The sequence below is a fragment of the Ruegeria sp. BB9 genome (genome assembly GCF_056539345.1).
In genome coordinates, this window is sequence record NZ_JBQFUU010000003.1 from 139982 (window position 1) to 165925 (window position 25944).

A 25944-nucleotide genomic window follows, 5' to 3' on the forward strand; every position below is an offset into this window, starting at 1 on the left:
AGTTGGAATGACCGGCAGGAATGTCATTGCCGATAGGCCATCAGACGCTCTTCGCGCGGCAGCAACGATCGAAGAGCCTTCAGGCATTTGTAGTACTGCTCGGTCACCAGGGCTTCGGTCGCCTGTGCCAGGACCCGGCGACTGTCGACATCCGTGAAGACCTGGCTCAGTTCCTCGATCCGTCGCAGCAGCTGTTGTTTTGCGTCTCCGGCTTCCAGATCTCCGGACAGGACCAGCTGGGCCGCGTAACACACGCGCCTGACCGGGGTCGTCACTTCGTCGGGATGTATCGCGTCGCGCAACCGAAGGACATTTGCCTCGGGCGTCATGATTGAAAAGCGGGTCCGGCGGTCGCCGTTCTCGATCACAACGCCATTGATCAGAACCCGCTCTTTCGGAGCCAGCTTCAGAACCAGCCCGCCCATTACGCGGTCCCCCGCTGACGTAGCCCGCGCAAAACCGCCAGATTGATTTCAAGCAGCGGCTCGACCCCGGCCTTGCTGGCCAGAACCTGGCCCGTATGCTGCTCGGTGAACTCGGCCAGATAGAAAATCCGCGCGCGCAGCTCATTCGGCAGTGCATTGTCCGAGTCCACGACGCCATTGGCCAGGACGAACCACAAGCGGCGGTTTTCATGCAGGGCCTGAACAAAGCCCGCGAAATCCGAGGCTTTGCGCGCGGCCGCTGCCTTGAGCCGATGCGTGATCTTTGAAATCGCCTCATACTCGGTATCACGCGGGGTTCGCGTCGGAGCGGCGGACTGAGCATATGCCCGTTGTGCAAGCGTTTGCGGGGTCACTTGAAATCCTTTCAAAAGGCCGTCGTATTTGCAGTCACAGCCGGGGCGCGTAGATCACGCCCCGGCCAAGTTTCCGCCTTAGCGGAACAGCGAGAGGATCGACTGCGGCGCCTGGTTGGCGATCGACAGCGATTGTGTCGCCAATTGCTGCTGGACCTGCAGGGCCTGCAGACGGGCCGAGGTCTCTTCCATATCGGCGTCCACCAGCGAGCCGATGCCGGATTTGAAAGAGTCAGTCAGGTTCGAGATGAACTCCTTCTGGGTCTCGATCCGCCCTTGGGCCGAACCGAACGCGGCCGACGCATCAATCGCCGTGTCGATCAAGGTTTCGATCGTGCCCAGTGCTGCGGCAGCGCCGGCACTGGTCGAAACGTCAATCGACGACAACGCACCAAGACCGCCAGAACCGGCATTGGTGAACTGGGCCGAAACGGTTACGTCGCGATCTGCGTCAGCACCAGCGGTTGCGGTCCCGGTCACGAAGGACAGCGTACCCGGCGCGCTGGAGTCATAATCGATCGCAACACCGGTGATCCCAAGCGCGTCGATCTGGTTCTTCAGCCCAACTGCCACGATGGCATCTGTGTAGGCAGAGTCATAGGTCCCCGAAGGGTCCAGATCGCTGGCCTGCACGGTGTACGAAGCAACTTTGTCCCCGATGGTGATCGACACTTTGTCACCGACGGCGAAGTTGTCGGTCGAACTATCGATCACGATGTCACCAGACCCGCCCGACTTGTCCATTGTGAACCCGGCGGCGTCATTGTCAGTGGTCGCGTTGTCCGAGCCGGCCAGAACGCCCTTGCTGGCATACCCACCGGTCGACAGATCCTGGCTGGCCACCGAAATCGACGACGAGGTCACGTTGCCTGCGCTGTCGCGATCCAGCGACGACAGGATCGATGCGGTGCCTGCTGACCCGTCCACAAGATTGAGGCCGTTGAACTGTGCGGCACCGACAACCGATGCGATCTGGTCCCGCAGGGCGGTTACGTCATCATTGATCTTGCCGCGGTCGACGTTGTCCTCCTGTGCGGCGACGATCTTGTTCTTCATCTGGGTCAGCAGGTCGGTCACGGTTTCCGAAGCGTTCCGCGCCACGGCGACAGTCGATTCACCCAGTGCCAGGCTATCCTTGATCGCGTTGAAACCGTTGACGTCGGATTCCATCACCTTGGAAATCGCCCATACGGCCGAGTTGTCCTTGGCGGTAGCGACATCTTTACCTGTCGAAATCGCGTTCTGGGTTGCTGCAAGGTTCTTGTTGACCGATTTCAGAGTCTGCAGCGCCACCATCGCGCCGTTGTTTGTCAGAATGCTGGACATGTTTTTCATCCTTTTCCATTCGGGCCTTCTTCGCCCAGTGACGCCCGACCATCATTGGCGGACGTGTTGTCGTTCTGACCTGTGCGAGCTACCGGTCGGTGCTCGCGCCACCTTCTTTCGAGGTGCGGGACCACTTTTGGGCCTGACTTCCTAACGGAGTGCTAAGGCGGTCCGACGGAAAAGAACGGATTTGAATCAAACCGGCCGCTAGGCACGTTTTTCCAGCTTGGGATCCTGACGGACGGCGAAACCATTGCGTTGCCCGGACGCGTCATAGGTCGTGAATTCCTGCCGGATTTTTCTGAGTTCAGCCATCCGGTTCATGACCGCCCGAATCCCTTCGGCCGCGCTGTTCAGCAGGCCCTGATTGCGCTCGACCTTCTGGTGCAGCCGAATCAAGTCGTCACTGTCGTGCACCTGCATCTCGTTGACTGCGCCGATCAGCTTTTCCTTCTGCGGCATCATCTTGCCCAGTCGATCCAGGTCCCCCTCGACCAAGGCCCTGCGCTCGAGATCGAGAATCTCCTCGAGAGCCTTAATCAGTCCCTGCTTGTGCTCAGTCGGCATGGGTCTTCTCCATCATTGCATTGAATAGGGTTTCAGACAGTCCGATCCCGCCGGATCGGGCCAATTGCCTGGCCTGCTCCTGCAGCAGGAAAGACGAAAACTGGTCTTCACCAGCGCCGCCTCCGAAAGCCTGCCGCGCCTTGTCCAAGCCTGCGGCCTTCAGCATTTCGGCTAGAAAAGTTGCCTCAAGCTCGACCGCCGCGGCCTTGAGTCTTTGTTCGGTCATATTGCTGCGCGGTACCGGCGCAAGGTTTGGGATTTCCATCGCCCTCTCCGAAAATTGTTTCGATCTTTGTCGATCAAAGCGAAGAGCGGTTAAAATAAACGTAACTACCTTGTGGGCAGGTTTGGGCCAAACAACCGGAGCCGGAGCAAAATGCCCAACGCCCTGACCATGATGACCAATGTGATTTCCGGCGGAAAGCCGGATTGGGCCGCAAAGTCCGAGCCCGCAGCAAAAGGCGACTCTGATTTCGCCGAACTCATGGCCGAAGAAGAGATGCCGAACCTCGAGGCCGAGGCGAAACCTCATCCGGACAGCCGCACGGATCCAGAAATCGTGGATGACGATGAAGACACCAGCCCGGATGTCCCGCAGGCCGAACCTGATTTGGCTGAACCGCTGGGATTGCAGGGATCACAACAGGACGCGCGACAGAAAGACACCCCTCTGCTCGCTGCAACGCACGGGGAATTGCCAAAGCACCAAACGACGGCGCACGCCACTCTCGGGGCCAGTCCCCCGGCGGAGGGACGCCAGTCAACTGCCGCTGCAGCCATGCACGCAGAAACCTTTGATCCCGATCGCCGATCACTCGCTGGCGACTTGGGCAAGGGAACCGAAGCGTCCGAGCGTGCCGGGAACACACCGTCGCAACCTACGCCAGCTGCAAAAGAGCAGTTGAACGCCACCGAACCTGGAATGAGTGGGAGCCTGCATAACCGTAAGGACGAATTGCGCACTGCAGCCGGAAAAGAAGCCAGACGAGACGAGCAGGCCACCGGATCGGGGGTGGTTGTTCAGCGGCCGGCCAAACCTGCCGGCCAGGGAACCGAAGCCATCATCCGGGCACAGATCGTAGGAACACCGGAACGCGCAGCGCTAAAGGACCCGACGCCTGAAGACAGTCTGCACGACCGGATGCCAACACAGGATTTTGGTACGACCCCAGCGCAAAGGGATACAGGCCCGACCAACGGCGCCCCGTTCTCGGGCCGGGCGGAAATTGCTCGGGCGATCGCCGGGCAAATGGCGGCCACCATCGTCGCAAAGCCGAGAAGCGGTAGCGTGGAGATCGCACTGACTCCGGAAGAGCTGGGCAAAGTTTCGATCAAGGTGACCGGGCGCGAAGACGGGTTGCACATGATGATCGTCGCTGACCGGCCCGAAACCATGGACCTCATGCGCCGGCATATTTCGATCCTGTCAGCCGAATTCAAAGAGATGGGGCTGGGCGATCTTTCCTTTTATCTGGGCACCTCGGCGAACCCAGATCAGGACGGTGAGCCACCTGAACGCAGCACATTCATCACCGCGGGAGACCTTGACCCTGCAACCGAAACACCCGCTCGGGCCCGCCCAACCCAGGTGGACCGGGCGTTGGACCTGAGGCTTTGACCCATGATCACCACAGCGGCATCCGCGACACAAACACCCTCAACAGCGCAACCAACGGGAACCTCGGCGGCAACAGGGCTGACCTCGGACTTCGAGACGTTTCTAATGATGTTGACAGCGCAGGCGCGCAACCAGGACCCTCTGGAGCCACTTGATTCGTCGGAATATGCATCGCAGCTCGCCCAGTTTTCGATGGTCGAGCAGCAGGTTCAGACCAACGACCTTCTGGCAAACCTCACCGCCGCCCTGAGCAGCGTCAACCTGGATGAGCTGTCCAACTGGATTGGGGTCGATGTGCAGGGGGCAACCACCTTCCGGTTTGATGGCCAGCCACAGACCATATTCACTCGGCCCGACCTGGGCGCGGATGCGTCTGTGCTGGTCATCAAGGATTCTGACGAAACCGAAATCGATCGGGTCTCTGTTCCGGTATCTGAAACCGAGTTTCTTTGGGCTGGAGTGGATGCGTCGGGCAATCCGCTGCCCAACGGCACCTATTCCGCAACGCTGGAAAGCTATTTGAGGGATGAACTGCTCTCGGCGCGGCCCGCGGCCACCTACAGCCGCGTCGTCGAAGCCCAAGTCGGGGCCGGTGTTGTCATGTTGACCTTGGACAGTGGCCTCGTGATTCCGGCGACCGACGTCGTTGCCGTTCGTACCGGCGCTTGAACTCGGGAGCGCTGCGGGCCAAGGATTGGCCATCCAGATTCGCAACGCTCCGGTGTCCCAACTGTCCGTTCCAACCGCTCCTCCACCTGGCCTTTCAGACCAACTTGTCGAAAGCGGGTTGATCGCAAAAGACGCCCAGTTCGAGACGCTGTATGGCGGACGCACGAACCAGGTGTGGAAGGTATTGGACGCCGAGCCGGACCGGGTTTTGAAGTTCTACCGGTCTTCGCTACAAAACCCGCTATTTCGCAACGACGCCCAACTCGAAGCAGCCTGTCTGCACGCGCTTGCAGCGACGGGGTTTGTTCCGCGGCTTCGCGCCTCGGGCCGCTTTGGCCCGGATCGCTGGGTTTTTTATGACCATGCGGCTGGGGCACCATGGCGAGAAGGCACCGCGCAGGTGGCGGAACTGCTGCATGATCTGCACACCCAAGAAGTCGTGCTTGAGGTCCCTAAGGGATGCAATGGAAGCGTTGATCTCGATCATCACGGCACCCGTATTTTGAACGGTTGCCGCTCGGAACTCAGCGCCGTTCTGGCCGAACGCAAACCCAGATCCCAGGTGCCGCCGACCCCCCGAGTATGCCTGATCCATGGCGACCCGGTCGCCGGCAACATCCTCGTCTCCTCTGCGGGGCTGACACTGATCGACTGGCAATGCCCGGCGATGGGTGACCCATGCGAGGATCTTGCCCTGTTCCTGTCACCCGCTATGCAGCACCTCTATCGCGGCAAGGCGCTGAGCCCCGAGGAAGAGGCTACGTTTCTGTCGGCCTATGACAGCCCGCAGACGGTGCGCCGATACCTCGCGCTGAAGCCCTGGTACAATTGGCGTATGGCTGCCTACTGCCTGTGGCGGGCCGAGAATGGCGCGCCAGCCTATAGGGCCGGCTTTGACCTTGAGGTTGCGGCCCTCTGACTGTGGGCCGTATCACAAATCGGCAAGAGCCATCGCCGCATAAGCCGGTGGCATCAGCAGTCGCCGCCAGCGCCCGAAGGGGAACTTTGACGGCGGTTTGGCGATGACGTCCGGAATATTCGCGGGCTTACCCAAGACCAAGCGGGCCAATGCCCGCCCGCAATAGCTGCCCATCGCCACGCCATTCCCGTGATAGGCCAGACCGGCAAACAAGCCCGGATGGCTCGGGACCTCCCCGACAAAGGGCAGCAGGTCGCGGGTCAGGCAAACCATACCTGACCACATATGAGTTGCCTCAACCTCGGCCCAACCCGGGAACATGCGATCAAAGTCACGGCGTACTTTGCGACGGATCGCAGCTTCGGCGCGCGGCGAAGACATGAGGCCTCCTCGCATTCCGAACAGGAACCGATTGTCCGGCATCAGACGGAAATAGTGCAGAAGGTTGCGCGTGTCATACGCCATCTGGCGCGAAGTCCAACCCTGTGCCTGCAATTCAGCTTCGGTCAGCGGACGTGTCACCATGATCGTGGACTGAGCGGGCATGTAACGGGCGGCCAACCAGTCGGGCAGATCGTCGCTGGAATATCCATTGGTGCAGATCAACACCGTCTTGGCCTGAATACGGCCCATGGGGGTGGTCATCTTGTACCCGGACCCGGCATTTTTGATGAACTGAACCGGGCTTTTCGAGAATACTGCGGCACCTTGCGCCTGCGCGGCCCGGGCCAACCCGAACAGGTATTTCTGCGGGTTCAGCCCAAAGCCGACCTGATCGGTATATCCGCCAAAGAAACGCCCCCCCATACCGAGGCGTCCCAAATCCGACGGCTCATGCAGAACCCCACCGCTGTCCGCGCGACGCCGAAGCCTCTCCATCGCGCGCGGGGTGTGTGCCAGCTGCGTCTCTCCTTCGGAGTGAACGTTGGCATCGATCCGAAGGCGCTGCAAAAGATCCGCAACCAAGGTGACCGCGTCGGTTTCGGCCTGCGCATAATCCTGTGCTGCCGAGATCCCATAGCGCCGCGCCAGTGTCGCCGAACCAAGCTTGGACCCTCCTTGGCAGCAAAACCCACCATTGCGCCCCGAAGCGCCCCAGCCCGGAGCTTCGGCCTCGAACACGGCGACAGACACACCGCGTTCGGCGAGGTGCAGGGCCGCAGACAATCCGGTGAACCCGCCGCCGACAATCGCAACGTCGGTCGACAAGTCACCTGAATGAACGGGCCAGTCAGGCGCTGGCACGGTTTCATCCCACCAACACCCCGCGCGCGGGCCGGGGCCATAGGTGTAGGCCGGAAAGATCCGTTTCATTCGGTACGCGCGGCAGCTTGTTCCTCTTGCCGCTGCCGGACCATCGCGCGTTTCGACACCAGCGAAGCGGTGATCACGCCCACGGTGACCACGGCGATCATGATGGTCGACAACGCGTTGATTTCCGGGCTGACCCCCAGACGTACGGCCGAGAAGATCTTGATCGGAAGGGTCGTGGCCGAGGGGCCGGACGTGAAGGACGCGATCACCAGGTCATCCAGCGACAGGGTGAAGGCCAGCAACCACCCCGAGATCACCGCCGGCGCGATGATCGGCAGCGTCACCAACCTGAAGGCCTGCGCCGGCGAGCAGCCCAGATCCAGCGCCGCCTCTTCCAGCGACCGGTCGAACGTCACCAGCCGCGAGGACACCACGACCGAGACGTAGCACATCGAGAAGGTCGTATGCGCCAGCACGATGGTAAGGATGCCACGGTCCAGCCCGATGCCGATGAACAACAGCAGTAGCGACAGGCCGGTGATCACCTCGGGCATCACCAGCGGCGCATAGATCATCCCGGAAAACAGCGTGCGGCCAAAGAACCGCCCGCCCCGCACCATGACATAGGCGGCCATGGTGCCCAGAATGGTCGCCAGCGTCGACGAGAACACGGCAACGCGAACGGTGACCCAGGCCGCATCCAGAAACGCCTGGTTCTGCATCAACTCGCCATACCATTTGGTCGAGAACCCGGCCCAGACCGTGACCAGCTTGCTTTCGTTGAAGCTGAAGATGATCAGAATCACCATCGGGATGTACAGAAACGCAAAGCCCAGCGTCAGCGAGACCGTGTTGAACCAGCTCAGCCTGTTCATTGCTCTGCCTCCGCCTGTTTCTGCTGGTTGCGCTGGAACAGCACGATCGGGATCACCAGGATCAGCAGCAGGATCACCGCCACGGCGCTGGCCACCGGCCAGTCGCGGTTCGAGAAGAACTCCTCCCACAAGACCTTGCCTATCATCAGCGTGCCCGACCCGCCCAGCAGCGAGGGGATCACGAATTCACCGATCACCGGGATCATCACCAGGAAGCATCCCGCAATGATGCCCGGGCGCGACAGTGGGATGGTCACCAGCCAGAAGGCCTGCGTGCGCGAACAGCCCAGATCCTCGGCCGCCTCGATCAGCGAGCCGTCCAGCCGATCGAGCGCGGCATAGATCGGCAGGATCATGAAGGGCAGATAGGTGTAGACGATACCGATATAGACGGCCGTCTGCGTATTCAGAATGGTCAGCGGGGTCGAGATGATGCCCGTCCACAGCAGGAACTGGTTCAGGTAGCCTTCATTCGACAGGATCCCCATCCACGCATAGACGCGGATCAGGAACGAGGTCCAGAACGGCAGGATCACCAGCATCATCAGCGTCGGGCGCCATTCCTCGGGCGCGCGGGCCATGCCATAGGCGATGGGATAGCCCACCAGCAGGGTCAGCGCGGTCGCGATCAGCGCGATCTTGACGCTGGACAAGTAGGCTTTCCAGTACAGGTCGTCCTCGGTCAGCCAGACGAAATTCTCGAAATCCAGCTGGCTGAAGAATTCCTTGATCCCGGCCCAGCCCTGCGACAGATCAAGAGTCGGGGTGTAGGGCGGGATCGCAAGCGCGATGTCCGACAGCGAGATCTTCAACACGATGAAGAACGGCACCAGGAACAGGGCCAGCAGCCAGACATAGGGAATGGCGATCAGGACTGCGCGGCGCATCAGTCTGCCAGCAGAACCGCCGCCGTGGCTGTCCAGGACAGCCAGACAGGGTCTTCCCAAGTAAAGGACCGGCGGGAAATCCGCCGTGTGTTGGCCGTTTGCGCCTTGATGATCGTCCCGTTTGGCAATTCGACATGGTAGGTCGACAGGTTGCCCAAATAGGCAATGTCATGCACCTTGCCCTGCACTGCGTTGACGGCATCGGCAGGACGCTCGGCCGAGATCGTTACCTTTTCCGGCCGGATGGCCAGGTGACAGGCCTGCCCGTTTCCAAAGCTTGCCGCCGATGTCGCCGTCAGTGGCGGCTGGCCCTCGGCCCATTCGATACTGTACGAGCCCTCACCGGCGGCGGTTGCACGACCTTCGATGATGTTCACGTCCCCAATGAAATCGGCGACATAGACCGAGTTCGGGTTTTCGTAGATCCGGTCCGGCGTGGCGACCTGCATCAACTGACCCTGATCCATCACCGCAACGCGACTGGCCACCGTCATTGCCTCTTCCTGGTCGTGGGTCACGATCACGAAGGTGGTGCCGGTCTTTTCCTGAATGTCCATCAGTTCGAACTGGGTGTCCTGGCGCAACTTTTTGTCCAGTGCACCAAGAGGTTCGTCCAGCAGCAGCAGTTTCGGCGCCTTGGCCAGCGACCGGGCCAGAGCCACGCGCTGCCGCTGCCCGCCCGAGATCTGATGCGGCTTGCGGCGGGCGAATTTTTCAAGACGGGTCAGGCGCAGCATCTCCTCGACCCGGTCTTCCAGATCATGCTTGGGCATGTTGTCCCGGCGCAGGCCAAAGGCGATGTTGTCCCAGACATTCAGATGGGGAAACAGCGCATAGGACTGGAACATCATGTTGACCGCCCGCTTGTTCGGCGGCACCGGGTCGATGTCCTGACCACTCAGCATGATGTGGCCATCGGTGGGTTTCTCGAACCCCGCCAGCATCCGCATCATCGTCGTCTTGCCGCAACCCGACGGCCCCAGCAAAGCAAAAAATTCCCGCTCGAAGATGTCCAGCGACAGATTGTCGATGGCAGTAAAGTCCCCGAATCGCTTGGTCACATTTTTGAACTGGATCAAGGGTTTCGCCTGCGGATCTTCCCACGGCGCAAAGACGGTAGAGTTCAAATCGGCCCCCGTAAGTCAGCCTGTACAGGTTGTGCGCAAGGCAGAACCATTCTGCCTTGCGCAATCATTTCGGATCAGGTGCCCGATTTGATCTTGGTCCACAGGCGGGTCACGACCCGCTGCGTTTTGGCCGGGTAAGGCGTGGTGATGTAGAGGTTCTGCATCGTGGCATCATCCGGGTAGATCGCCGGATCGCCGATCACGTCTTCTTCCAGAAACTCCTGCGACGCCTTGTTGCCGTTGGCGTAGTAGACGTAGTTCGACGCCGCCGCCATGTTGTTGGCATCCAGGATGAAGTTCAGGAATTTATGCGCGCCGTCCGGGTTGGGTGCATCCACCGGAATGGCCATCTGGTCGAACCACATCAGCGAGCCTTCGGCAAACGGATGGTATTCGATGGTCACACCGTTGTCGGCCTCATCCGCCCGATCGCGGGCCTGCAGAATGTCGCCCGACCAGCCCACGGCCACGCAGATGTCCCCATTGGCCAGTGCATTGATGTATTCCGAGCTGTGGAACTTCTGAATGTAGGGACGCACGCCCATCAGCACCTCTTCGGTCTTGGCGATCACGTCGGTGTCATGGCTGTCCGGATCTTCGCCAATGTACTGGAGTACCATGGGAATGATCTCGGACGGCGCGTCCAGGAAATGGACGCCGCATGAGGCCAGCTTTTCCATGTTCTCGGGCTTCAGCACCAGGTCCATGCTGTTCAAGGGCGCATCGTCGCCCAGCACTTCCTTGACCTTGTCGACATTCACGCCCAGCCCCGTGGTGCCCCACATGTAGTTGATCGAATAGGCGTTGTCCGGGTCATATCCGGCCGTACGTTCCTGGATCACATCCCAGAGGTTAACTGCATTGGGCAGCTTGGACATGTCCAGTTTCTGGAAGGCTCCAGCCTGGATCTGGCGCTGAAGGAAGGTGCCCGACGGCACCACCACATCGTAACCGGATCCTCCGGCCAGCATCTTGGTTTCCAGAACCTCGTTGCTGTCGAACACGTCGTAGATCAGGGTCAGACCCGTCTCTTCCTGGAATTTGCTCAGCAACTCCTCGTCGATGTAGTCCGACCAGTTGTATACGCGCACCTCTTCCGCAACAGCGGCCGACGTCCCCAATGCGACAATTGCCGTCATCGTCAGCGTTTTGATTTTCATTTTCTTCTCCCTGCAAGTGTACGGGCATTTTCCCGTTTTTTTGGATTTGATCAAGTTTTGCGTTTTCCCTCGATACGTCGTATGGTTTCACGGGGCAAGAAACCTGACAAGCCGGGAGCATTGGGATCGGGGTGAACCAATTGGATTTGATCAAAAATAAGGCATCTGCTGCAGTGACCCAGACCGAAAAACGACCAGCACATGAACAGGTGTACCAGACACTGAAGTCGCAGATCATGTTCGGCGATCTGGTACCGGGGCAACCGGTCACGATCCAGGGCCTGACCGATTCGCTGGGCGTAGGCATGACCCCGGTGCGCGAGGCCATCCGGCGCCTGATCTCGGACGGTGCGCTGATCTTTCAGGGCAACCGGCGGGTCAGCGTTCCCCTGCTGACTGCAACGGACGTAGAACAGATGATTTTTGCCAGAAATGCCGTAGAATCAGAGCTTTCCCGGCGCGCGGCAGTCAACATGACCACGGCAGATATCGACCAGCTTGAAAAGATCGACGAACAGCTGGATCGCACGATCGCCGACGGGGACGTTGGCGGCTATCTTCGCCTGAACCACGCATTCCACGAAAAACTCTATGACCACGCTGGTGCGCCGATTCTAAAGGATCTGGCCGAGCGCCTGTGGCTGCGATTCGGCCCGTCCTTGCGCGTCGTCTGCGGGCGCTTCGGCACCCAGAGCCTTCCGGACCGGCACAAGGACATCATCGATGCCCTGCGCGCCAGCGACGCTGAAAAAGTGGCAAAAGCAACGACCCAGGATATCGAACAGGGCATGGAACTGATGGCCGAGGCGCTGGCGACCGAATAGGTCAGCGCGATTCGATTGACAGAAAAAAATTTGATCATATTGTGACGGCAACCGCTGTTTCAGGAGTAGAGACCGATGTCGACCATCACCAACCACATGCCGACCGCCGAATTGCAGGCTCTGGACGCGGCGCATCACCTTCACCCATTTTCGGCCAACGGCGCACTGGGCAAGGAGGGCGCACGCGTCATCACTCGTGCCAAAGGCGTTTATCTGACCGACAGCGAGGGCGAAGAGATCCTGGATGCCATGGCCGGTCTGTGGTGCGTGAACGTCGGCTATGGCCGCGACGAACTGGCCGAAGTGGCGGCGCGCCAGATGCGCGAACTGCCCTACTACAACACCTTCTTCAAAACGACCCATGTCCCGGCCATCGCGCTGGCGGCCAAGCTGGCCGAGTTGGCGCCGGGTGACCTGAACCATGTCTTCTTCGCCGCCGGCGGGTCCGAGGCCAATGACACCAACATCCGTCTGGTCCGCACCTATTGGGCGGAAAAGGGCCATCCGAACAAGAACATCATCATCAGCCGCCACAACGCCTATCATGGGTCGAGTGTGGGGTCGGCCTCGCTGGGCGGCATGGCCGGCATGCACGCGCAGGGCGGCATCCCGATCCCGAACATCCACCACATCAACCAGCCCAACTGGTGGGCCGAGGGCGGCGACATGACGCCCGAAGATTTCGGCCTGGCCCGCGCACGCGAGCTGGAAGCGGCGATCCTGGAACTGGGCGAAGACCGCGTTGCCGCCTTCATCGCCGAGCCGGTTCAGGGTGCAGGCGGCGTAATCGTCGCGCCCGACACCTACTGGCCGGAAATCCAGCGCATCTGCGACAAGTACGACATCCTGCTGATCGCCGACGAGGTGATCTGCGGCTTTGGTCGAACCGGCAACTGGTTCGGCTCGCAGACCATGAACATCCGCCCGCATATCATGACCATCGCCAAGGGGCTCAGCTCGGGCTATGCGCCAATCGGCGGCTCGATCGTCAATGACGAGATCGCCGAGGTGATCGGCGGAACCGAGTTCAACCACGGCTATACCTATTCGGGTCACCCGGTCGCGGCGGCCGTTGCGCTGGAAAACCTGCGCATTCTGGAAGAGGAAAAGATCGTCGAGCATGTGCGCGATGTCGCCGCCCCCTATCTGAAACAGAAATGGGAGGCGCTGGTCGATCACCCGCTGGTCGGCGAGGCCAAGATCGTGGGCATGATGGCCTCGATCGCGCTGACGCCGGACAAGGCCAGCCGGGCCAAGTTCGCGTCCGATCCGGGCACGGTCGGGTACATCTGCCGCGATCGCTGCTTTGCCAACAACCTGATCATGCGCCATGTGGGCGACCGGATGATCATCTCGCCGCCGCTGATCCTGACCCCGGCCGATATCGACGAGATGTTCGTGCGCATCTACAAGTCTCTGGACGAGGCGCAGGCCGAGATCATCGCCCAAGGCTTGATGAAAGCGGCCTCGTGAATTCAGGAAAACATCGGAAATGGGCGGTCCGGCAGGGCCGCCCTTTTTCGTTCAACGCATCCGTTCAAGCAATTGAACGGTGGCGTATCCATCGGGCAAAAGACCCCGCGCCATCTGATAGGCCCGCAGCGCATTGATAGTGTTCGGACCGATCCGCCCGTCGATGGCCTGCGTGTCGAACCCGGCCAGGGTCAGGCGCAGTTGCAGTTCCTTGCGTTCGGCAAAGCTCAGCACCCGTTCGCCGCGCGGCCAGCTTGCGCGGAACGGGCCTTGCCCGGCCAGCCGGTCTGACAGGTGGCCGATGCCGATCACATAGGCATCGGCGCCGTTGTAGCGCTCAATCACGCTGAAATTGTCAAAGATCATCAAGGCCACGCCACCGCTGCCGGCCGGCAGCAGGATCGAGGCGGGTCCAAAATCTGCGATGCCACCGCCGTTCGCGGCGCGGACGCCGCGTGCGGCCCACTCCGAGGGCAGCAAACTAACGTCCCGACTGGCGCTGGCATAGTCGAACCCTTTCGGCAAACGCACCTCGACCGCCCAGGGCTGACCTTTGGTCCACCCGAACTTGGCAAGGTAGGCGGCAGCGGACGCAAGCGCATCCGTAGGATCGTCCGACCAGATGTCGCGGCGTCCGTCGCCGTCGAAGTCAACCGCATGCTCCAGGTATGAGGTCGGCATGAATTGCGTGTGCCCCATGGCACCCGCCCAACTGCCCGTCATTCGGTCCGAGGTGATGTCGCCGGCCTGCACGATTTGCAATGCCGCCAGCAACTGCGTTTCAAAAAACTGCGCACGCCGCCCGTCATGGGCAAGCGTTGCAAGCGACCGGATTGTCTGACTGCTGCCCCGATACGTGCCGTAGGACGTTTCCAGCCCCCAGACCGCGACCACCACCTCTTTTTCGACCCCGTACCGGGCTTCGATCCGGTCCAGCGTATCGTTGTACCGCACCAGCGCCTTGCGCCCATTCGCGATGCGCAGGTCTGACACCGCCGAATCCAGATACTCCCAGATCGGTTTCGAAAACTCGGCCTGACTGCGATCGCGCTTGATGGCGTCGGTGTCATAGGTCAGGCCGGACAATGACCGGTCCAGGACCTGTGGCCGGATACCTGCCGCAACTGCCCGGTGCCGGAAGGCGTTCAGCCAGGTCTCGAAGCTGGTGTTTCCTTCGACGACCACCCGGTGCATGCCCGTGGTCGGCCTTGGCACCGGCCGGATCGAAACCGTCAGATCGGCCGACGCCAACTGGATCGAATCCAGCGCCGGTCTGATCTGTGGTCGTTTGGTTGTATTCGAAGTCTCCGCCTGCAAGATGGATGCCCAAAATGCGGCGGCCACAAAGCCACACACATATTTCATGATTCAGGTTTTCCTGATTACTGCTCGCGGACAGGGTACCCCAGATTGCGCAAATCACAAAGCGCTCAGGACTGGCTCCCTTGATCTTTTGCTTCACGCTCGGCCCGGATCTTGGCCAGCGCCTCGCGCAGTAAAGATACCCGGTTGGGGCGGAAACTTTCCTCGGTGACGGACATCGCGCGCATCCGGTCCAACCGAAACACGCGAAAATCCCGCCTCAGATGGCACCAACTGAGAAGCACGCTGGCATGATCCATGTACACGATGCTCAGTGGGCTCACGCGGCGCTGCGTGTCGTCACCTTTCGCATCTGTATAGTCGAATTCGACCACACGCTCGTCCCACGTCGCCTGCCGCAGGTCGGCAACTTCTATGCTGGGTGCGGCGGGACGGTCGAACCGGGTGGCGGTCAGGACTGCGTGGCTTAGGCGGTGGGACTGGCGGTGGGGCAGCCGGCCCTGCAGTTTGCGCAGCGCCGCGCCGGCGGCGTCCGACAGAGCCGGGTCTCCGATCAGTTGCACCTCGCGCAGGCCAAGAACCAGCGCCTCCAACTCGTCATCGGTGAATCCCAGCGGCGGCAGTGTCGCGTCTTCGATCAGGGTAAACCCGAACCCGGCCTCGCCATCAATGACTGCACCGAGACCACGCAGGGCGTCGATGTCGCGATGCACGGTGCGTGCCGAAACCCCCAGATCCTGCGCCAACTGCGCCGAGGTCTTGGGCGACGGGCCAGACCGCAAGGCCTGCATCAATTGGAACAGTCGGGCGGTTCGGGACATGATGTCATTCAATCTAAACCTAATGACAGAAACTGTCATTAGCTCGCGTTAGACCGGCGGCACCCCAATTTCGGAGCCCAATTATGTTGACCCTTCTTACCTACCCTTCCGCTTTCGGACTTTTCAGCGCCAGCCCCTTTTGCGTCAAAACCGCCTATATGCTGCAGCTGGCCGGGCTGCATTGGCGCCGCTCGGACATGGTCGATCCGCGACAGATGCCGCACAGCAAGTTGCCGGTTTTGCGCACACCCGAACGCCTGGTGCCAGACAGCGACCAGATTCGCGACTGGCTGGACGCGCAGGGCGCCGAATTCGACGGTGGCCTGAGCGATGTGCAAAAGGGCCAGTCCCGCGCGTTGATCCGCATGGCCGAGGAACATCTGTATTTCCAGATTGTCATGGACCGCTGGGCCAACGACGAGGTTTGGCCAGTTCTGCGCGACACCTTCTTCTATGAGATTCCCCGAATCGTCCGACGCCCGATCTCGAACTCGGTCCGTAAATCGGTCTTGAAAGGCCTTCGGTCGCAAGGGATCGGACGCTTCTCCGAGGCCGAACGGATGGCACGGGTCGAACGCGACCTCGAGGCGATCTCAGCCTATCTGTGGCAGGCCCCGTATCTTTTGGGGGATCACCCCACTTCGGCCGACCTCAGCGTCGGCCCGATGCTGGCTGCGATGCGGGCCACTCCGGCCGATACCCGGCTGACCCGGCGCATCAAACAGGATACGCTGCTGAACAGTTATGTTGACCGGATGGAACAGGCGATCCCCCTGCCATGAGAAGTTTCGATGACCCCAACGTGGCGTCTGCCTACGAGGCATTCGCCGCGGACACCAGGCGCGGAGCTCTGGTTTTGCGCGATCTGGTCCTCGCCACCGCGCAGGAACTTCAGCCGGCGGTTTCGGTGACCGAGGCTCTGCGATGGGGCCAGCCGGCCTATCTGAGCCCCAAGGGCACGACAATCAGGCTGGGCGGGCACACGTCCGCCCGGTTTGCCCTGTTTGTCCACTGCCAGACCCGGCTTATCGGTGAGTTTACCTCGGCCTTTCCCGGCGCTGACAGGATTGACGGCAATCGCGCCATCCTGTTCGACGAGGTCGGAAAGATCGACCCCGTCAGGCATGGATGGCTGATCGCCCGGGCGTTGACCTATCACCGCTGACGGCGCTTGCGCTCGACCTTGCGCTTGATCTTGTCCTTCTTGCGCTTGGTGCTGACCGCCTTGCGCCGTGTCGGACGACCCGACTTGCCACGACCGCCGCCGCGCGGCATGGCCTGATCTTCGATCGACAGCAGCTCCAACTCCAGCCCGCCAGTTACCGGCGTGGCCTCGGTCAGGCGCACGGTGACGCGCTGGCCGATGGCGATGGTCAGGCCGGTATCGGCTCCCATCAGGGTGCCAGCCTCGGCGTCGAAGTGGAAAAACTCGCGCCCCAGTGACCGCACCGGCACCAGCCCGTCGGCCCCGGTTTCGTCCAGTTTGACAAAGGCCCCGAACCGGGCGATGCCGCTGATGCGGCCGGTGAACTCGTTGCCGACGCGCTCGCTCAGATAGGCCGCCAGATAGCGGTCGGTCGTGTCGCGCTCGGCCATCATCGAGCGGCGCTCGGTGTCCGAGATGTGGGTGGCGGTCTCCTCCAGACGCTCGATCTCGTCGGCGGTTAGCCCGTCCTTGCCCCAGCCATGGGCCGAGATCAGCGCCCGGTGCACGATCAGGTCGGCATAGCGACGGATGGGCGAGGTGAAATGCGCGTAGTTGCGCAGCGCCAGCCCGAAATGCCCGAAATTTTCCGGGCTGTAATAGGCCTGCGCCATCGACCGCAAGGTGCTGAGATTGATCAGCTCGGCATCCTCGGTGCCGGCGGCGGCATTCAACAGCGCGTTCAGGTGACGGGTCTGCAGCACCTGCCCCTTGGCCAGATTCAGCCCGGCGGCCTGCGCCGTCTCGCGCAGGCTTTCCAGCTTTTCGGGCGCGGGTTCCTCGTGCACCCGGAACAGAAGCGGGCTGCGCTTGGCGATCAGCGTCTCGGCCGCGGCCACGTTGGCCAGAATCATGAATTCCTCGATCAGCCGGTGCGCATCCAGCCGTTCGCGGAAGGCCACGCTTTCGACCTCGCCCTTGTCGTTCAGCACGATCTTGCGTTCAGGCAGGTCCAGGTCCAGCGGCTGGCGTTCGTTGCGGGCCGTCTTCAGCGCGCCATATGCGGCATAGAGCGGCTTCAGAACGCTCTCCAGCAGCGGGCCGGTCCGGTCATTGGGGGTGCCGTCGATAGCCTCCTGCACCTCGGCATAATGCAGAGACGCGGCCGAGCGCATCAGCCCCCGCACAAAGCGGTGGTCGATCTTGTTGCCGTTTGCATCGATCCGCATCCGCACCGCGATACAGGCGCGCGGCACGCCTTCGTGCAGCGAACACAGATCGCCCGACAGACGGTCGGGCAGCATCGGCACCACGCGGTCAGGGAAATAGGTTGAATTGCCCCGCTTGCGCGCCTCCCGGTCCAGCGCACTGCCGGGGCGCACATAGGCGGCCACATCGGCAATGGCGACCCAGATCACATGACCGCCCGGGTTTTTCGGGTCGTCATCGGCATGGGCATAGCAGGCGTCGTCATGGTCGCGCGCGTCCGATGGGTCGATGGTCAGCAGAGGGATGTCCCGCAGATCCTCCCGCCCTTTCAGCCCGACGGGCTTGGCCCGGTCGGCCTCGGCGATCACGTCATCGGGAAAATCATCCGGGATGCCGCGCTGGTGGATCGCGATCAGCGACACCGCCTTGGGCGCGGACGGATCGCCCAGCCGCTCGACGATGCGCGCACGCGGCAGCCCCATACGATTTTTCGGCCCCGCCTGCTCGGCCTCGACCAATTCGCCATCCTTGGCGCCCAATGCCGCGTCTTCGGCCACCAGCCATTCGGTCGATCCGGCCTTGTCGATGGGCACGATCCGCCCGCCCTCGGCGCCCTTGCGGAAAATCCCCACGACCCGGCGTGGATTGGCGCCGATGCGGCGGATCAGGCGGGCCTCGTAATTGTGGTCTTCTTCATGCACCTGGGTCAGGCGGGCAAGGATGCGGTCACCTTCACCCAGCGCCGGGTCGCTGGCACGCGGAATGATCAGCACGATCGGCTCGACGCCTTCGCCATGCCATTCCAGCGGCCGCGCAAACAGGTCGCCATCGGCATTCGGCGCCTTGACCTGCAGCACGCTGACCGGCGGCAGGCGGTCCGGGTCGCGATAGCTGCGCTTGCGCTTTTCAAGATGCCCCTCGGCCTCAAGCTCTTTGAGGATCCGTTTCAGGTCGATCCGGTCCGCGCCCTTGATGCCAAAGGCCTTGGCAATGTCGCGTTTCGAGGTGAGCGTGGGGTTCGCCGAGATCCAGTCGAAGATCTCCTGCTTGGTCGGTATGCGTTTCATGATTTCCGCCTAGCACGCCGATACGACCGCGTCATGACCAAAAAGTGGCCGGGCGCATCAATCGCTCAGGCGAAATAGTCGGCCAGGATCCGGGCATAGATCGCCTTGAGCTGGCGGATCTGCTCGACCGGGACGGATTCGTCCACCTGGTGCATGGTGCGTCCGACCAGGCCGAACTCGACCACGGGGCAGTGGTCCTTGATGAACCGCGCGTCCGAGGTGCCCCCGGTGGTGGACAGCTCGGGCCGACGGCCGGTCTCGGCCTCGACGGCCCGGGCGACCAGATCCGACAGCGGCCCCGGAGGGGTCAAGAAGCTTTCGCCCGAAACTTTGATCCGCGTATCGATCTGCACGCCAAACTCGGCCGCCACGTCGGCCGCCTGCGCCTTCAGCCAGTCGCTGAGGCTGGCGCCCGAATGCAGGTCGTTGAACCGGATGTTCACCGCCCCACGGCACTGGGCCGGAATGACGTTGGTGGCCGCGTTGCCGGTGTCCATCGTGACCACGGCCAGGGTCGAAGCGTCGAAATGGTCCGTCCCCCGATCCAGCTCGTGACTGGCCAGCCGATCCATCAGCCGCGCCAGCGCGGGCAGCGGGTTCCTGGCGCGATGCGGATAGGCCGAATGGCCCTGTACGCCCGTCACCTCGAACCACGCGGTCATCGACCCGCGGCGACCGATCTTCATCATCTCGCCCATCTCGTTGGGGCAGGTCGGCTCGCCCACTAGACAGACCGACATCCGCTCGTCCTGCGCCTGCATGTAGTCCAGCAGCGCGGTGGTGCCGTCCACCGCATCGCCTTCCTCGTCCCCCGTAACGGTCAGGATGATCGCCCCGTCGGGCGGGGTGTCGCGCACAAAATCCACCGCGGCCGCGACAAAGGCCGCCACCCCCGATTTCATGTCGGTCGCGCCCCGGCCGTACAGAATGCCATCATGGATTTCCGCGCCGAAAGGCGGGCGGGTCCATGCGGCCTCGTCGCCCACCGGCACCACGTCGGTATGGCCGTTGAACCCGAAGCTGCGCGCATGCCCCTTGTCGCCCCACCGGGCAAACAGGTTGCAGACGCCGCCGCGGTCCACCCGCGTGCAGGTGAAACCGGCCCGCGTCAGGATATCTTCCAGCAGAACCAGCGCCCCGCCCTCCTCGGGTGTGACCGAGGGGCAACGGATCAGGTCTGCGGTCAGGTTTACGGGGTCGGTCATTCAGGGGCCTCGCAGGGTCGGCAGGATGTGGGTTCACGCACAGATTCAACGAATTGGCCGCAATGCCAACCCCGATCGGCGGTTTTCCGGTCGCCCAGCCTGAAAAAACGCCAAAAAGAAATCCCGGTCGATGACCTCGCGACGACCTTGCCGCGCCATGGCAAATTGCGCTAGAGCGCCGCGAAACAGGTGAACCAGCCATGACGCGCGCCCTTTTCGCATTGATCTGCCTGACCTACGCGGTCTTTGCACAACACAGCCAAGCCGAAACCCTGACGGTCACGACGGTGGAGCGTCCTCCGTTCTCGTATGTGGATGAGGGCGAGGACACCGGCTTCTCTATGGACCTGCTGGCCGCGCTGGCTGAAGAACTGGGCTGGGAATACACGGTCGTTCGTGTCGACGCATTCGGGGACATGCTGTCAGCGGTCGAAAACCGCGAAGCCGACATGGCCATCGCGAACATTTCGATCACCGCAGGCCGTGAAGCCCGGATGGATTTCAGCCAGCCGATTTTCGAGGCCGGCCTTCAGATCATGGTACCATCAGACGCAGCGCGCAGCCCGTCCCTGATGCAGGCACTGCTGTCGCGCGAACTGTTCATCGCCATCGGGCTGGCCTTTGCCATCCTGCTGGGTGGCGGAATGCTGATGTGGGGATTCGAACGTCGGTCCCAACCCTATTTCGACCGCGACCTGAACGAGGCCTGGTTCCCATCCTTCTGGTGGGCATTGAATCTGGTGGTCAATGGCGGATTTGAAGAGCGGATGCCCCGGACCCCGTTCGGGCGAGTTCTGGGTGTGATCTTGGTCGTATCCTCGCTGTTCATCGTGTCGGTTTTCACCGCGCGGATAACCTCTGTCATGACGGTGGATGCGATCACCAGCAACATCAACTCGGTCAACGATCTGTACGGCAAACAGGTCGGGACAATCTCGGGTTCGACCGCAGCCAGTTTCCTGAACCGGCGCGAGGTCGAATTCACCGGGTACGAAGACCTGGATAGCATGTTGACTGCGTTCAGGGATGGGGACCTGGATGCCGTCGTGTTCGACGCACCGATCCTGTCGTATTTCGCTGCACATGAAGGCCGCAAGATTGCGGCGATGACCGGCGGCGTCTTCCTGCGCGAAAACTATGGCATGGTCTTCCCGACCGGGTCACCTCTGGTCGAGGATGTGAACCAGGCGCTTCTGGGCCTCCGCGAAGATGGCACCTATGACCAGATCTATCGCAAGTGGTTCGGCACGCGCCGCTAGGCGCCTTCGGGCTTGTCGCCGAAGAAGGGCGTCATCTGCGCAACAATAACCGCATTTTCCTCAAGCGCCCTCTGCATCAGAGCGCGTTCGTCGGGGTCGATCTCGTGCCCCTGCGCCTCGCGCTCGGCCAGGGTGCCATAGCCGGTCACGTCCAGCGGAGCCGTATCGGCCTGCTTGAGAATGGCCACGGTTTCGCGCACGGCCTCGGCCTCGTCCACGCCGCTGGCATAGCACATCAGCGCCGCGCCGGTGGCGCCTTCGGGCAGGCCGTCGCCATCCTTGCGGCCAATCTGGACCAACAGAGTATAGACCTGCTGGCGCGAGGGTTTCTTTTGCTTTTCCATGCCGTGGGCCTTAGCCGGGGGGTGGTCGATGGTCAAGCATGGCAGCTGGACGCGGTTCCCGGATGCCGTGTCGTTTTTTGACGCGCTCAAGCCCACCGTCCAGTCAGACTGGTCCCGAAAAACGACGGAGGACATCATGACCAAACGCGGCCGCTGCCTGTGCGGTGAAACCCGCTGGGAGTTTGAGGGCGCCGAGACCTGGAGCTGCTATTGCCATTGTGACGATTGCCGCCGCAATTGCGCCGCGCCCGTGGTCGCGTGGTTGGGCGTACCCTTGCGCAATTTCCGATGGACCGCCGCAACACCGCGTAGTTTCGCCAGTTCGAAAGGCGTCCAGCGGCATTTCTGCGCCACGTGTGGCTCTCCCATGGGGTTCGAGGCCGACCACTATGAGGGCGGGATGCACCTGTACGCGGCCTCGCTGGAAGACCCTTCGGACTTTGCGCCAACCTTTCACGTCAATTATCAAAGCAAGCTGCCCTGGCTGGATCTGCGCGATGACTTGCCGAAATACGAAAGCACCCTACTGCACGCGCCCGAGGATCTCGCCGACTACGAGGCGGGATAGGTCCGACCCTGCCAAACAAAAAAAGGCCGCGGACCAGAGCCGCGACCTTTGAGACGTTGAATAATGTCTGCGATCAATCGCGCAGCAGCTCGTTGATCCCGGTCTTCGAGCGGGTCTTTTCATCCACCCGCTTCACGATCACCGCGCAGTACAGGTTGATCCCGTTCTTCGACGGCATCGAACCGGAGACCACCACCGAATAAGGCGGCACCTCGCCATAGAAGACCTCGCCCGACTCGCGGTCGACGATCTTGGTGGACTGGCCGATGTAGACGCCCATACCCAGAACCGAGCCTTCCCGGATGATGCAGCCCTCGACCACCTCGGAGCGGGCACCGATGAAGCAGTTGTCTTCGATGATGGTCGGACCGGCCTGCATGGGTTCCAGCACGCCGCCGATGCCGACGCCGCCCGACAGGTGCACGTTCTTGCCGATCTGCGCGCAGGACCCGACGGTGGCCCAGGTATCGACCATGGTGCCTTCGTCCACATAGGCGCCGAGGTTCACGAAAGACGGCATCAGTACCACGCCCGGCGCGATATAGGCCGACTTGCGCACCACGCAGTTGGGCACCGCACGGAAACCGGCCGCGCGCCACTGGTTCTCACCCCAGCCGACGAACTTGCTGTCGACCTTGTCCCACCAGCCGCCGTCCTGCGGGCCGCCGGACTGGATTTCCATGTCTTTGATGCGAAAGCCCAGCAAGACCGCCTTCTTGGCCCACTGGTTCACATGCCAGCTGCCATCGGCCTGCTTCTCCGCGACTCGCAGAGCGCCGCTGTCCAGCGCGTTCAGCGTGTCCTCGATCGCTTCGCGCTGTTCGCCGGTGGTGGCGGGCGTGATCGTGTCGCGGGCCTCCCATGCGGCCTCGATGGCGGTTTCCAGTTGGGCGTTGGACATGGGGTAACTCCGTGCTGACTCTCGTTTGGTTGGTGTTGCCTATATGAAAGCCGGGGCCAATGCGCAATGCGACGTTGGCGGGGCCATTTGCGGCCACCAGGTGCCAAAACCCGTCGGCCTCAGCTGGCGCGGCGGATATGGCGCACCAGAATCGCTGTGGCCGTGGCGGTATCGCGGCGCTTCATCGCCTGCACGATGGCGGCGTGGTCGGTGTCTTTCCGCTGGACCCAGCGGTGACGCCAATGAGCGAATAGATGGCGGGCGCTGGCGATATGCAGATCGTCGATCGTATGCAACAGGCGCGGCCGCGCGCAGGGTGTCAGGATCGCCCGATGAAAGGCGCGGTTTCGGGTTTCCCATGTGGGCATGTCCTGCGCCTCGTCGCAGGCGATGCGGGCCTTGTCGGCCGCCTTGAGATCCGCTGGTGTCAAATTCTGGATCGCATGTTGCAGGGCCAACGATTCCAGGGCCACGCGCATCTCGATTACTTCGCGCACCTCAGCCGGGTCTAGCGCGGTGACGCGCATGCCGCGCCGTGGTTCGCTGTGGGCCAGACCATGCGCCTGAAGCCGCAACAGCGCCTCGCGCACCGGGACATGGCTGGTGTCGTACGCCCGCGCGATGTGGTCCTGCCGCAGTTTCTCACCCGCAGGCAGCTCGCCCGTGATGATGCGCTGGCTGAGCCGGTCATAGATGGAATCTGCAATCGTGGCGGTCATGAGATTTTATCTATAATCCCAAGGCCCGGCCCTCAAGGCGCAAATTCAGACGGTCAGAGGGTCAGGTGCGATATTGCCCCCGCAGACCAGAACCGCGACCCGTTCGCCCGGTTCCGGCGTGTAGACGCCCGAAGTCAGAGCCGCGAGGGCCGTCGCCCCCGCCGGCTCGACCAGAATGCGGTGCGCCTGCCACAGGCGCTGCTGCGCTTCGGCGATGGCGTCATCGCTGACCAGCACCGACGTCATCCCCTGCGCCAGCCCAAAGCAGATGTCGCCGATCCGCCGCGCACCCAGCGCGTTGGCGGCTATGCCGGAAACGGACACATCCACGGGCGTTCCGGCCTGCAATGCCGCGTTCAAGGCACATGAGGTTGCCGGCTCGACCGCAACGACCTTGCGCGCGCCCTGAAACCAGGCCAGCGCGCCCGCGATCAGCCCACCGCCGCCCACCGCCACCAATACGGTATCGGCCTGCAGGCCCTGGCTGTCCCATTCGGCGAAACAGGTGCCCTGCCCGGCCACCGTTGCCGGCGCGTCATAGGCATGGATCTGCATCGCGCCCGTGCGGGCCTCGTGTTCACGCGCCATCGACAGGGCATTGGCATATTCACCCGGCACGACGCTCAGATCGGCGCCGATCCGTTCGATCAGGGCGATTTTGGACGGACCGGCCATCTCGGGCACGAAGATCTTGGCCGGATGGCCCAGCGCCCGCGCGGCATAGGCCGCAGCCGCACCGTGATTCCCGCCCGACGCCGCCACCACTCCGGCCGCGGGCACATCCGTGCTCAGCAGGGTATTGAAGGCGCCGCGCGCCTTGAAACTGCCGGTGTGCTGGAAATGCTCCAGCTTCATCTCGACCGGCTGCGCCAGTCCCAGCGCGTCGCTTGTCATGACCGGTGTCACCTGCGCGTGGCCATTGATGCGTTCGGCTGCGGCCGAAATTTCAGTCTTCCAATCCATTCTCGTCTTTCCGTGACTGGCACTCTGCCCGCGAACCCTATAGCTGTTTGAAAAACACGCAAGCAGGGAACCCCCAGCAATGAGAGAAGACCGCCTCAGCCCTTTCCGCGATGCGCATACCGACCGCTCGACCGCAAGCGAAGTCCCCGACACGCCGCAGACACGCTCGCCCTCGTACCGGCTGGCCTTTGCCGATGACGATTTCCTGTGCCGCGAGGAACTGCGGCCCGTGCGTCTGCAACTGGAACTGCTGAAGCCCGAAATGATCATGGCCGAACGCCAGATCACGTCGACCATCGTGATGTTCGGCGGCGCGCGAATCCCGGAACCGGCGAAAAAGGACAACGCCCGGACGGCCACGCTGGCCGGTCTGTCGCAATACTATGACGAGGCGCGCGAATTCGCCCGGCTGATGACCGAGAAATCCAAGCAGAGCGGTTGCCGCGAGAACGTCATCGTCACCGGCGGTGGCCCCGGCGTGATGGAGGCTGGAAATCGCGGCGCCAAGGATGCCGGTGGCTGCTCGATCGGGCTGAACATCGTGCTGCCGCACGAGCAGGCGCCCAATGCCTATGTCACCCCTGAGCTTAGCTTCAATTTCCACTATTTCGCCATACGCAAGATGCATTTCCTGATGCGCGCCCGCGCGATCACCATCTTCCCCGGCGGGTTCGGCACGATGGATGAGTTGTTCGAATCCCTCACCCTGATCCAGACCGGTCGGATGGAGCGCGTGCCGTTCCTGCTGTTCGGGCGCGAGTTCTGGGAGCGGGTGATCAATTGGGAAGCGCTGGCCGATGCCGGGACCATTTCCGAAGAGGATCTGGACCTGTTCCGCTTTGTCGATACCGCGCAGGAGGCGGTCGACATTATCGAGCGCTGGGAGCCCGCCCCGCCGCGCGACGACATACCGGGGCGTTGAG

The 25944-nt window shown here is 62.1% G+C and carries 28 protein-coding genes; 10 read left to right on the forward strand and 18 right to left on the reverse strand.

The annotated features are described in order from the left end of the window. Window positions 1-23: 23 nt before the first annotated feature. From flbT to ACR0FC_RS11555, 5 genes are all read right to left on the reverse strand, one after another. Complete coding sequence (gene flbT, locus ACR0FC_RS11535) at window positions 24-425, reverse strand: flagellar biosynthesis repressor FlbT (protein ID WP_170341263.1); 402 nt, start codon at window positions 423-425, stop codon at window positions 24-26. Next, a complete protein-coding gene (gene flaF / locus ACR0FC_RS11540; protein ID WP_170341261.1) occupies window positions 425-799 on the reverse strand; it encodes a flagellar biosynthesis regulator FlaF in 375 nt (124 codons plus the stop codon). The genes flbT and flaF overlap by 1 nt, the downstream gene beginning before the upstream one ends. 78 nt (window positions 800-877) lie before the next feature. Next, window positions 878-2125 (reverse strand): flagellin, encoded by a 1248-nt coding sequence (locus ACR0FC_RS11545; protein ID WP_170341259.1) that lies wholly within the window; start codon window positions 2123-2125, stop codon window positions 878-880. A gap of 207 nt (window positions 2126-2332) precedes the next feature. Beyond that, entirely contained in the window at window positions 2333-2692 is a 360-nt protein-coding gene (locus ACR0FC_RS11550; RefSeq protein ID WP_170341257.1) for a flagellar biosynthesis protein FlgN, read from the reverse strand. After that, on the reverse strand, window positions 2682-2957 hold the full coding sequence (locus ACR0FC_RS11555; RefSeq protein ID WP_170341256.1) for a rod-binding protein: 276 nt from the start codon (window positions 2955-2957) through the stop codon (window positions 2682-2684). The genes ACR0FC_RS11550 and ACR0FC_RS11555 overlap by 11 nt, the downstream gene beginning before the upstream one ends. 111 nt (window positions 2958-3068) lie before the next feature. Between ACR0FC_RS11555 and ACR0FC_RS11560 the strand changes: the two genes are divergently transcribed. The 3 genes from ACR0FC_RS11560 to ACR0FC_RS11570 all read left to right on the forward strand — a co-directional run bounded on the left by ACR0FC_RS11560 (window position 3069) and on the right by ACR0FC_RS11570 (window position 5898). Continuing rightward, on the forward strand, window positions 3069-4310 hold the full coding sequence (locus tag ACR0FC_RS11560) for a flagellar hook-length control protein FliK (RefSeq protein WP_170341255.1): 1242 nt from the start codon (window positions 3069-3071) through the stop codon (window positions 4308-4310). A 3-nt stretch (window positions 4311-4313) separates the two neighbouring features. Next, a complete protein-coding gene (locus ACR0FC_RS11565; RefSeq protein WP_170341253.1) occupies window positions 4314-4979 on the forward strand; it encodes a flagellar hook capping FlgD N-terminal domain-containing protein in 666 nt (221 codons plus the stop codon). A gap of 118 nt (window positions 4980-5097) precedes the next feature. Next, entirely contained in the window at window positions 5098-5898 is an 801-nt protein-coding gene (locus tag ACR0FC_RS11570; protein ID WP_480656809.1) for a phosphotransferase, read from the forward strand. A 12-nt stretch (window positions 5899-5910) separates the two neighbouring features. Here ACR0FC_RS11570 and ACR0FC_RS11575 read toward each other — a convergent pair whose 3' ends face one another. The 5 genes from ACR0FC_RS11575 to ACR0FC_RS11595 all read right to left on the reverse strand — a co-directional run bounded on the left by ACR0FC_RS11575 (window position 5911) and on the right by ACR0FC_RS11595 (window position 11201). Further along, complete coding sequence (locus ACR0FC_RS11575; RefSeq protein WP_170341252.1) at window positions 5911-7212, reverse strand: NAD(P)/FAD-dependent oxidoreductase; 1302 nt, start codon at window positions 7210-7212, stop codon at window positions 5911-5913. Next, window positions 7209-8027: an ABC transporter permease gene (locus ACR0FC_RS11580; protein ID WP_005980381.1), complete on the reverse strand. Its 819-nt coding sequence runs from the start codon at window positions 8025-8027 to the stop codon at window positions 7209-7211. Before ACR0FC_RS11580 ends, ACR0FC_RS11575 begins: the two co-directional genes overlap by 4 nt. Continuing rightward, entirely contained in the window at window positions 8024-8914 is an 891-nt protein-coding gene (locus ACR0FC_RS11585) for an ABC transporter permease subunit (protein ID WP_005980379.1), read from the reverse strand. The genes ACR0FC_RS11580 and ACR0FC_RS11585 overlap by 4 nt, the downstream gene beginning before the upstream one ends. Beyond that, window positions 8914-10041 (reverse strand): ABC transporter ATP-binding protein, encoded by a 1128-nt coding sequence (locus tag ACR0FC_RS11590; protein WP_170341251.1) that lies wholly within the window; start codon window positions 10039-10041, stop codon window positions 8914-8916. Before ACR0FC_RS11590 ends, ACR0FC_RS11585 begins: the two co-directional genes overlap by 1 nt. A gap of 74 nt (window positions 10042-10115) precedes the next feature. Then, window positions 10116-11201, reverse strand: coding sequence for a polyamine ABC transporter substrate-binding protein (locus tag ACR0FC_RS11595; protein ID WP_170341249.1), 1086 nt, complete (start codon window positions 11199-11201; stop codon window positions 10116-10118). Window positions 11202-11341: 140 nt separating this feature from the next. On the opposite strand from ACR0FC_RS11595, the gene ACR0FC_RS11600 reads away from it, so the two are divergent. Then, window positions 11342-12025, forward strand: a complete 684-nt coding sequence (locus ACR0FC_RS11600) for a GntR family transcriptional regulator (RefSeq protein WP_093964408.1) — start codon at window positions 11342-11344, stop codon at window positions 12023-12025. Window positions 12026-12100: 75 nt separating this feature from the next. Then, window positions 12101-13498 (forward strand): aspartate aminotransferase family protein, encoded by a 1398-nt coding sequence (locus ACR0FC_RS11605; protein WP_170341247.1) that lies wholly within the window; start codon window positions 12101-12103, stop codon window positions 13496-13498. 51 nt (window positions 13499-13549) lie between these two features. Here ACR0FC_RS11605 and ACR0FC_RS11610 read toward each other — a convergent pair whose 3' ends face one another. Together ACR0FC_RS11610 and ACR0FC_RS11615 are read right to left on the reverse strand one after the other, a co-directional pair. Next, the gene (locus ACR0FC_RS11610; RefSeq protein ID WP_170341246.1) at window positions 13550-14863 is read right to left on the reverse strand and encodes a lytic murein transglycosylase; all 1314 of its coding nucleotides are present in this window, start codon (window positions 14861-14863) and stop codon (window positions 13550-13552) included. Window positions 14864-14928: 65 nt separating this feature from the next. Beyond that, window positions 14929-15642 (reverse strand): helix-turn-helix transcriptional regulator, encoded by a 714-nt coding sequence (locus ACR0FC_RS11615; RefSeq protein ID WP_170341244.1) that lies wholly within the window; start codon window positions 15640-15642, stop codon window positions 14929-14931. A gap of 83 nt (window positions 15643-15725) precedes the next feature. On the opposite strand from ACR0FC_RS11615, the gene ACR0FC_RS11620 reads away from it, so the two are divergent. Then, on the forward strand, window positions 15726-16424 hold the full coding sequence (locus tag ACR0FC_RS11620) for a glutathione S-transferase family protein (protein ID WP_170341243.1): 699 nt from the start codon (window positions 15726-15728) through the stop codon (window positions 16422-16424). Then, window positions 16421-16807, forward strand: a complete 387-nt coding sequence (locus ACR0FC_RS11625) for a DUF1801 domain-containing protein (protein WP_170341241.1) — start codon at window positions 16421-16423, stop codon at window positions 16805-16807. The genes ACR0FC_RS11620 and ACR0FC_RS11625 overlap by 4 nt, the downstream gene beginning before the upstream one ends. On the opposite strand, the gene rnr is transcribed toward ACR0FC_RS11625, so the two are convergent. Continuing rightward, entirely contained in the window at window positions 16798-19062 is a 2265-nt protein-coding gene (gene rnr / locus ACR0FC_RS11630) for a ribonuclease R (protein ID WP_170341239.1), read from the reverse strand. The two genes, ACR0FC_RS11625 and rnr, sit on opposite strands and share 10 nt — an antisense overlap. A 65-nt stretch (window positions 19063-19127) precedes the next feature. Further along, a complete protein-coding gene (gene dapE, locus ACR0FC_RS11635; RefSeq protein ID WP_170341238.1) occupies window positions 19128-20267 on the reverse strand; it encodes a succinyl-diaminopimelate desuccinylase in 1140 nt (379 codons plus the stop codon). Between the two features lie 200 nt (window positions 20268-20467). Between dapE and ACR0FC_RS11640 the strand changes: the two genes are divergently transcribed. Continuing rightward, on the forward strand, window positions 20468-21526 hold the full coding sequence (locus tag ACR0FC_RS11640) for a transporter substrate-binding domain-containing protein (protein ID WP_170341235.1): 1059 nt from the start codon (window positions 20468-20470) through the stop codon (window positions 21524-21526). Here ACR0FC_RS11640 and ACR0FC_RS11645 read toward each other — a convergent pair. After that, complete coding sequence (locus tag ACR0FC_RS11645) at window positions 21523-21870, reverse strand: hypothetical protein (protein ID WP_093964213.1); 348 nt, start codon at window positions 21868-21870, stop codon at window positions 21523-21525. The two genes, ACR0FC_RS11640 and ACR0FC_RS11645, sit on opposite strands and share 4 nt — an antisense overlap. Window positions 21871-22006: 136 nt before the next feature. On the opposite strand from ACR0FC_RS11645, the gene ACR0FC_RS11650 reads away from it, so the two are divergent. Continuing rightward, on the forward strand, window positions 22007-22438 hold the full coding sequence (locus tag ACR0FC_RS11650; RefSeq protein WP_254437810.1) for a GFA family protein: 432 nt from the start codon (window positions 22007-22009) through the stop codon (window positions 22436-22438). A 73-nt stretch (window positions 22439-22511) separates the two neighbouring features. Here ACR0FC_RS11650 and dapD read toward each other — a convergent pair whose 3' ends face one another. The 3 genes from dapD to ACR0FC_RS11665 all read right to left on the reverse strand — a co-directional run bounded on the left by dapD (window position 22512) and on the right by ACR0FC_RS11665 (window position 25021). Next, window positions 22512-23339: a 2,3,4,5-tetrahydropyridine-2,6-dicarboxylate N-succinyltransferase gene (gene dapD / locus ACR0FC_RS11655; RefSeq protein WP_170341233.1), complete on the reverse strand. Its 828-nt coding sequence runs from the start codon at window positions 23337-23339 to the stop codon at window positions 22512-22514. 119 nt (window positions 23340-23458) lie between these two features. Next, complete coding sequence (locus tag ACR0FC_RS11660; protein ID WP_170341231.1) at window positions 23459-24058, reverse strand: GntR family transcriptional regulator; 600 nt, start codon at window positions 24056-24058, stop codon at window positions 23459-23461. Window positions 24059-24103: 45 nt separating this feature from the next. Continuing rightward, window positions 24104-25021 carry a threonine/serine dehydratase gene (locus ACR0FC_RS11665; protein WP_170341230.1) on the reverse strand — a complete coding sequence of 306 codons (918 nt, stop codon included), beginning with the start codon at window positions 25019-25021 and terminating at the stop codon, window positions 24104-24106. A 79-nt stretch (window positions 25022-25100) separates the two neighbouring features. On the opposite strand from ACR0FC_RS11665, the gene ACR0FC_RS11670 reads away from it, so the two are divergent. Continuing rightward, window positions 25101-25943: an LOG family protein gene (locus ACR0FC_RS11670; RefSeq protein WP_170341228.1), complete on the forward strand. Its 843-nt coding sequence runs from the start codon at window positions 25101-25103 to the stop codon at window positions 25941-25943. Window position 25944: the final 1 nt, after the last annotated feature.

Excerpts from the sequence above, each read along its gene's own strand:
- ACR0FC_RS11585 (WP_005980379.1), bottom strand. The coding sequence starts at position 8,914 with ATGCGCCGCGCAGTCCTGATCGCCATTCCCTATGTCTGGCTGCTGGCC.
- ACR0FC_RS11560 (WP_170341255.1), top strand. The coding sequence starts at position 3,069 with ATGCCCAACGCCCTGACCATGATGACCAATGTGATTTCCGGCGGAAAG.
- ACR0FC_RS11605 (WP_170341247.1), top strand. The coding sequence starts at position 12,101 with ATGTCGACCATCACCAACCACATGCCGACCGCCGAATTGCAGGCTCTG.
- ACR0FC_RS11665 (WP_170341230.1), bottom strand. The coding sequence starts at position 25,021 with ATGGATTGGAAGACTGAAATTTCGGCCGCAGCCGAACGCATCAATGGC.
- ACR0FC_RS11645 (WP_093964213.1), bottom strand. The coding sequence starts at position 21,870 with ATGGAAAAGCAAAAGAAACCCTCGCGCCAGCAGGTCTATACTCTGTTG.
- rnr (WP_170341239.1), bottom strand. The coding sequence starts at position 19,062 with ATGAAACGCATACCGACCAAGCAGGAGATCTTCGACTGGATCTCGGCG.
- ACR0FC_RS11640 (WP_170341235.1), top strand. The coding sequence starts at position 20,468 with ATGACGCGCGCCCTTTTCGCATTGATCTGCCTGACCTACGCGGTCTTT.
- ACR0FC_RS11625 (WP_170341241.1), top strand. The coding sequence starts at position 16,421 with ATGAGAAGTTTCGATGACCCCAACGTGGCGTCTGCCTACGAGGCATTC.
- dapE (WP_170341238.1), bottom strand. The coding sequence starts at position 20,267 with ATGACCGACCCCGTAAACCTGACCGCAGACCTGATCCGTTGCCCCTCG.
- ACR0FC_RS11555 (WP_170341256.1), bottom strand. The coding sequence starts at position 2,957 with ATGGAAATCCCAAACCTTGCGCCGGTACCGCGCAGCAATATGACCGAA.
- ACR0FC_RS11615 (WP_170341244.1), bottom strand. The coding sequence starts at position 15,642 with ATGTCCCGAACCGCCCGACTGTTCCAATTGATGCAGGCCTTGCGGTCT.
- ACR0FC_RS11670 (WP_170341228.1), top strand. The coding sequence starts at position 25,101 with ATGAGAGAAGACCGCCTCAGCCCTTTCCGCGATGCGCATACCGACCGC.
- ACR0FC_RS11575 (WP_170341252.1), bottom strand. The coding sequence starts at position 7,212 with ATGAAACGGATCTTTCCGGCCTACACCTATGGCCCCGGCCCGCGCGCG.
- ACR0FC_RS11650 (WP_254437810.1), top strand. The coding sequence starts at position 22,007 with ATGACCAAACGCGGCCGCTGCCTGTGCGGTGAAACCCGCTGGGAGTTT.
- ACR0FC_RS11580 (WP_005980381.1), bottom strand. The coding sequence starts at position 8,027 with ATGAACAGGCTGAGCTGGTTCAACACGGTCTCGCTGACGCTGGGCTTT.
- ACR0FC_RS11620 (WP_170341243.1), top strand. The coding sequence starts at position 15,726 with ATGTTGACCCTTCTTACCTACCCTTCCGCTTTCGGACTTTTCAGCGCC.
- ACR0FC_RS11565 (WP_170341253.1), top strand. The coding sequence starts at position 4,314 with ATGATCACCACAGCGGCATCCGCGACACAAACACCCTCAACAGCGCAA.
- dapD (WP_170341233.1), bottom strand. The coding sequence starts at position 23,339 with ATGTCCAACGCCCAACTGGAAACCGCCATCGAGGCCGCATGGGAGGCC.
- ACR0FC_RS11610 (WP_170341246.1), bottom strand. The coding sequence starts at position 14,863 with ATGAAATATGTGTGTGGCTTTGTGGCCGCCGCATTTTGGGCATCCATC.
- ACR0FC_RS11545 (WP_170341259.1), bottom strand. The coding sequence starts at position 2,125 with ATGTCCAGCATTCTGACAAACAACGGCGCGATGGTGGCGCTGCAGACT.
- ACR0FC_RS11595 (WP_170341249.1), bottom strand. The coding sequence starts at position 11,201 with ATGAAAATCAAAACGCTGACGATGACGGCAATTGTCGCATTGGGGACG.
- flbT (WP_170341263.1), bottom strand. The coding sequence starts at position 425 with ATGGGCGGGCTGGTTCTGAAGCTGGCTCCGAAAGAGCGGGTTCTGATC.
- ACR0FC_RS11660 (WP_170341231.1), bottom strand. The coding sequence starts at position 24,058 with ATGACCGCCACGATTGCAGATTCCATCTATGACCGGCTCAGCCAGCGC.
- ACR0FC_RS11550 (WP_170341257.1), bottom strand. The coding sequence starts at position 2,692 with ATGCCGACTGAGCACAAGCAGGGACTGATTAAGGCTCTCGAGGAGATT.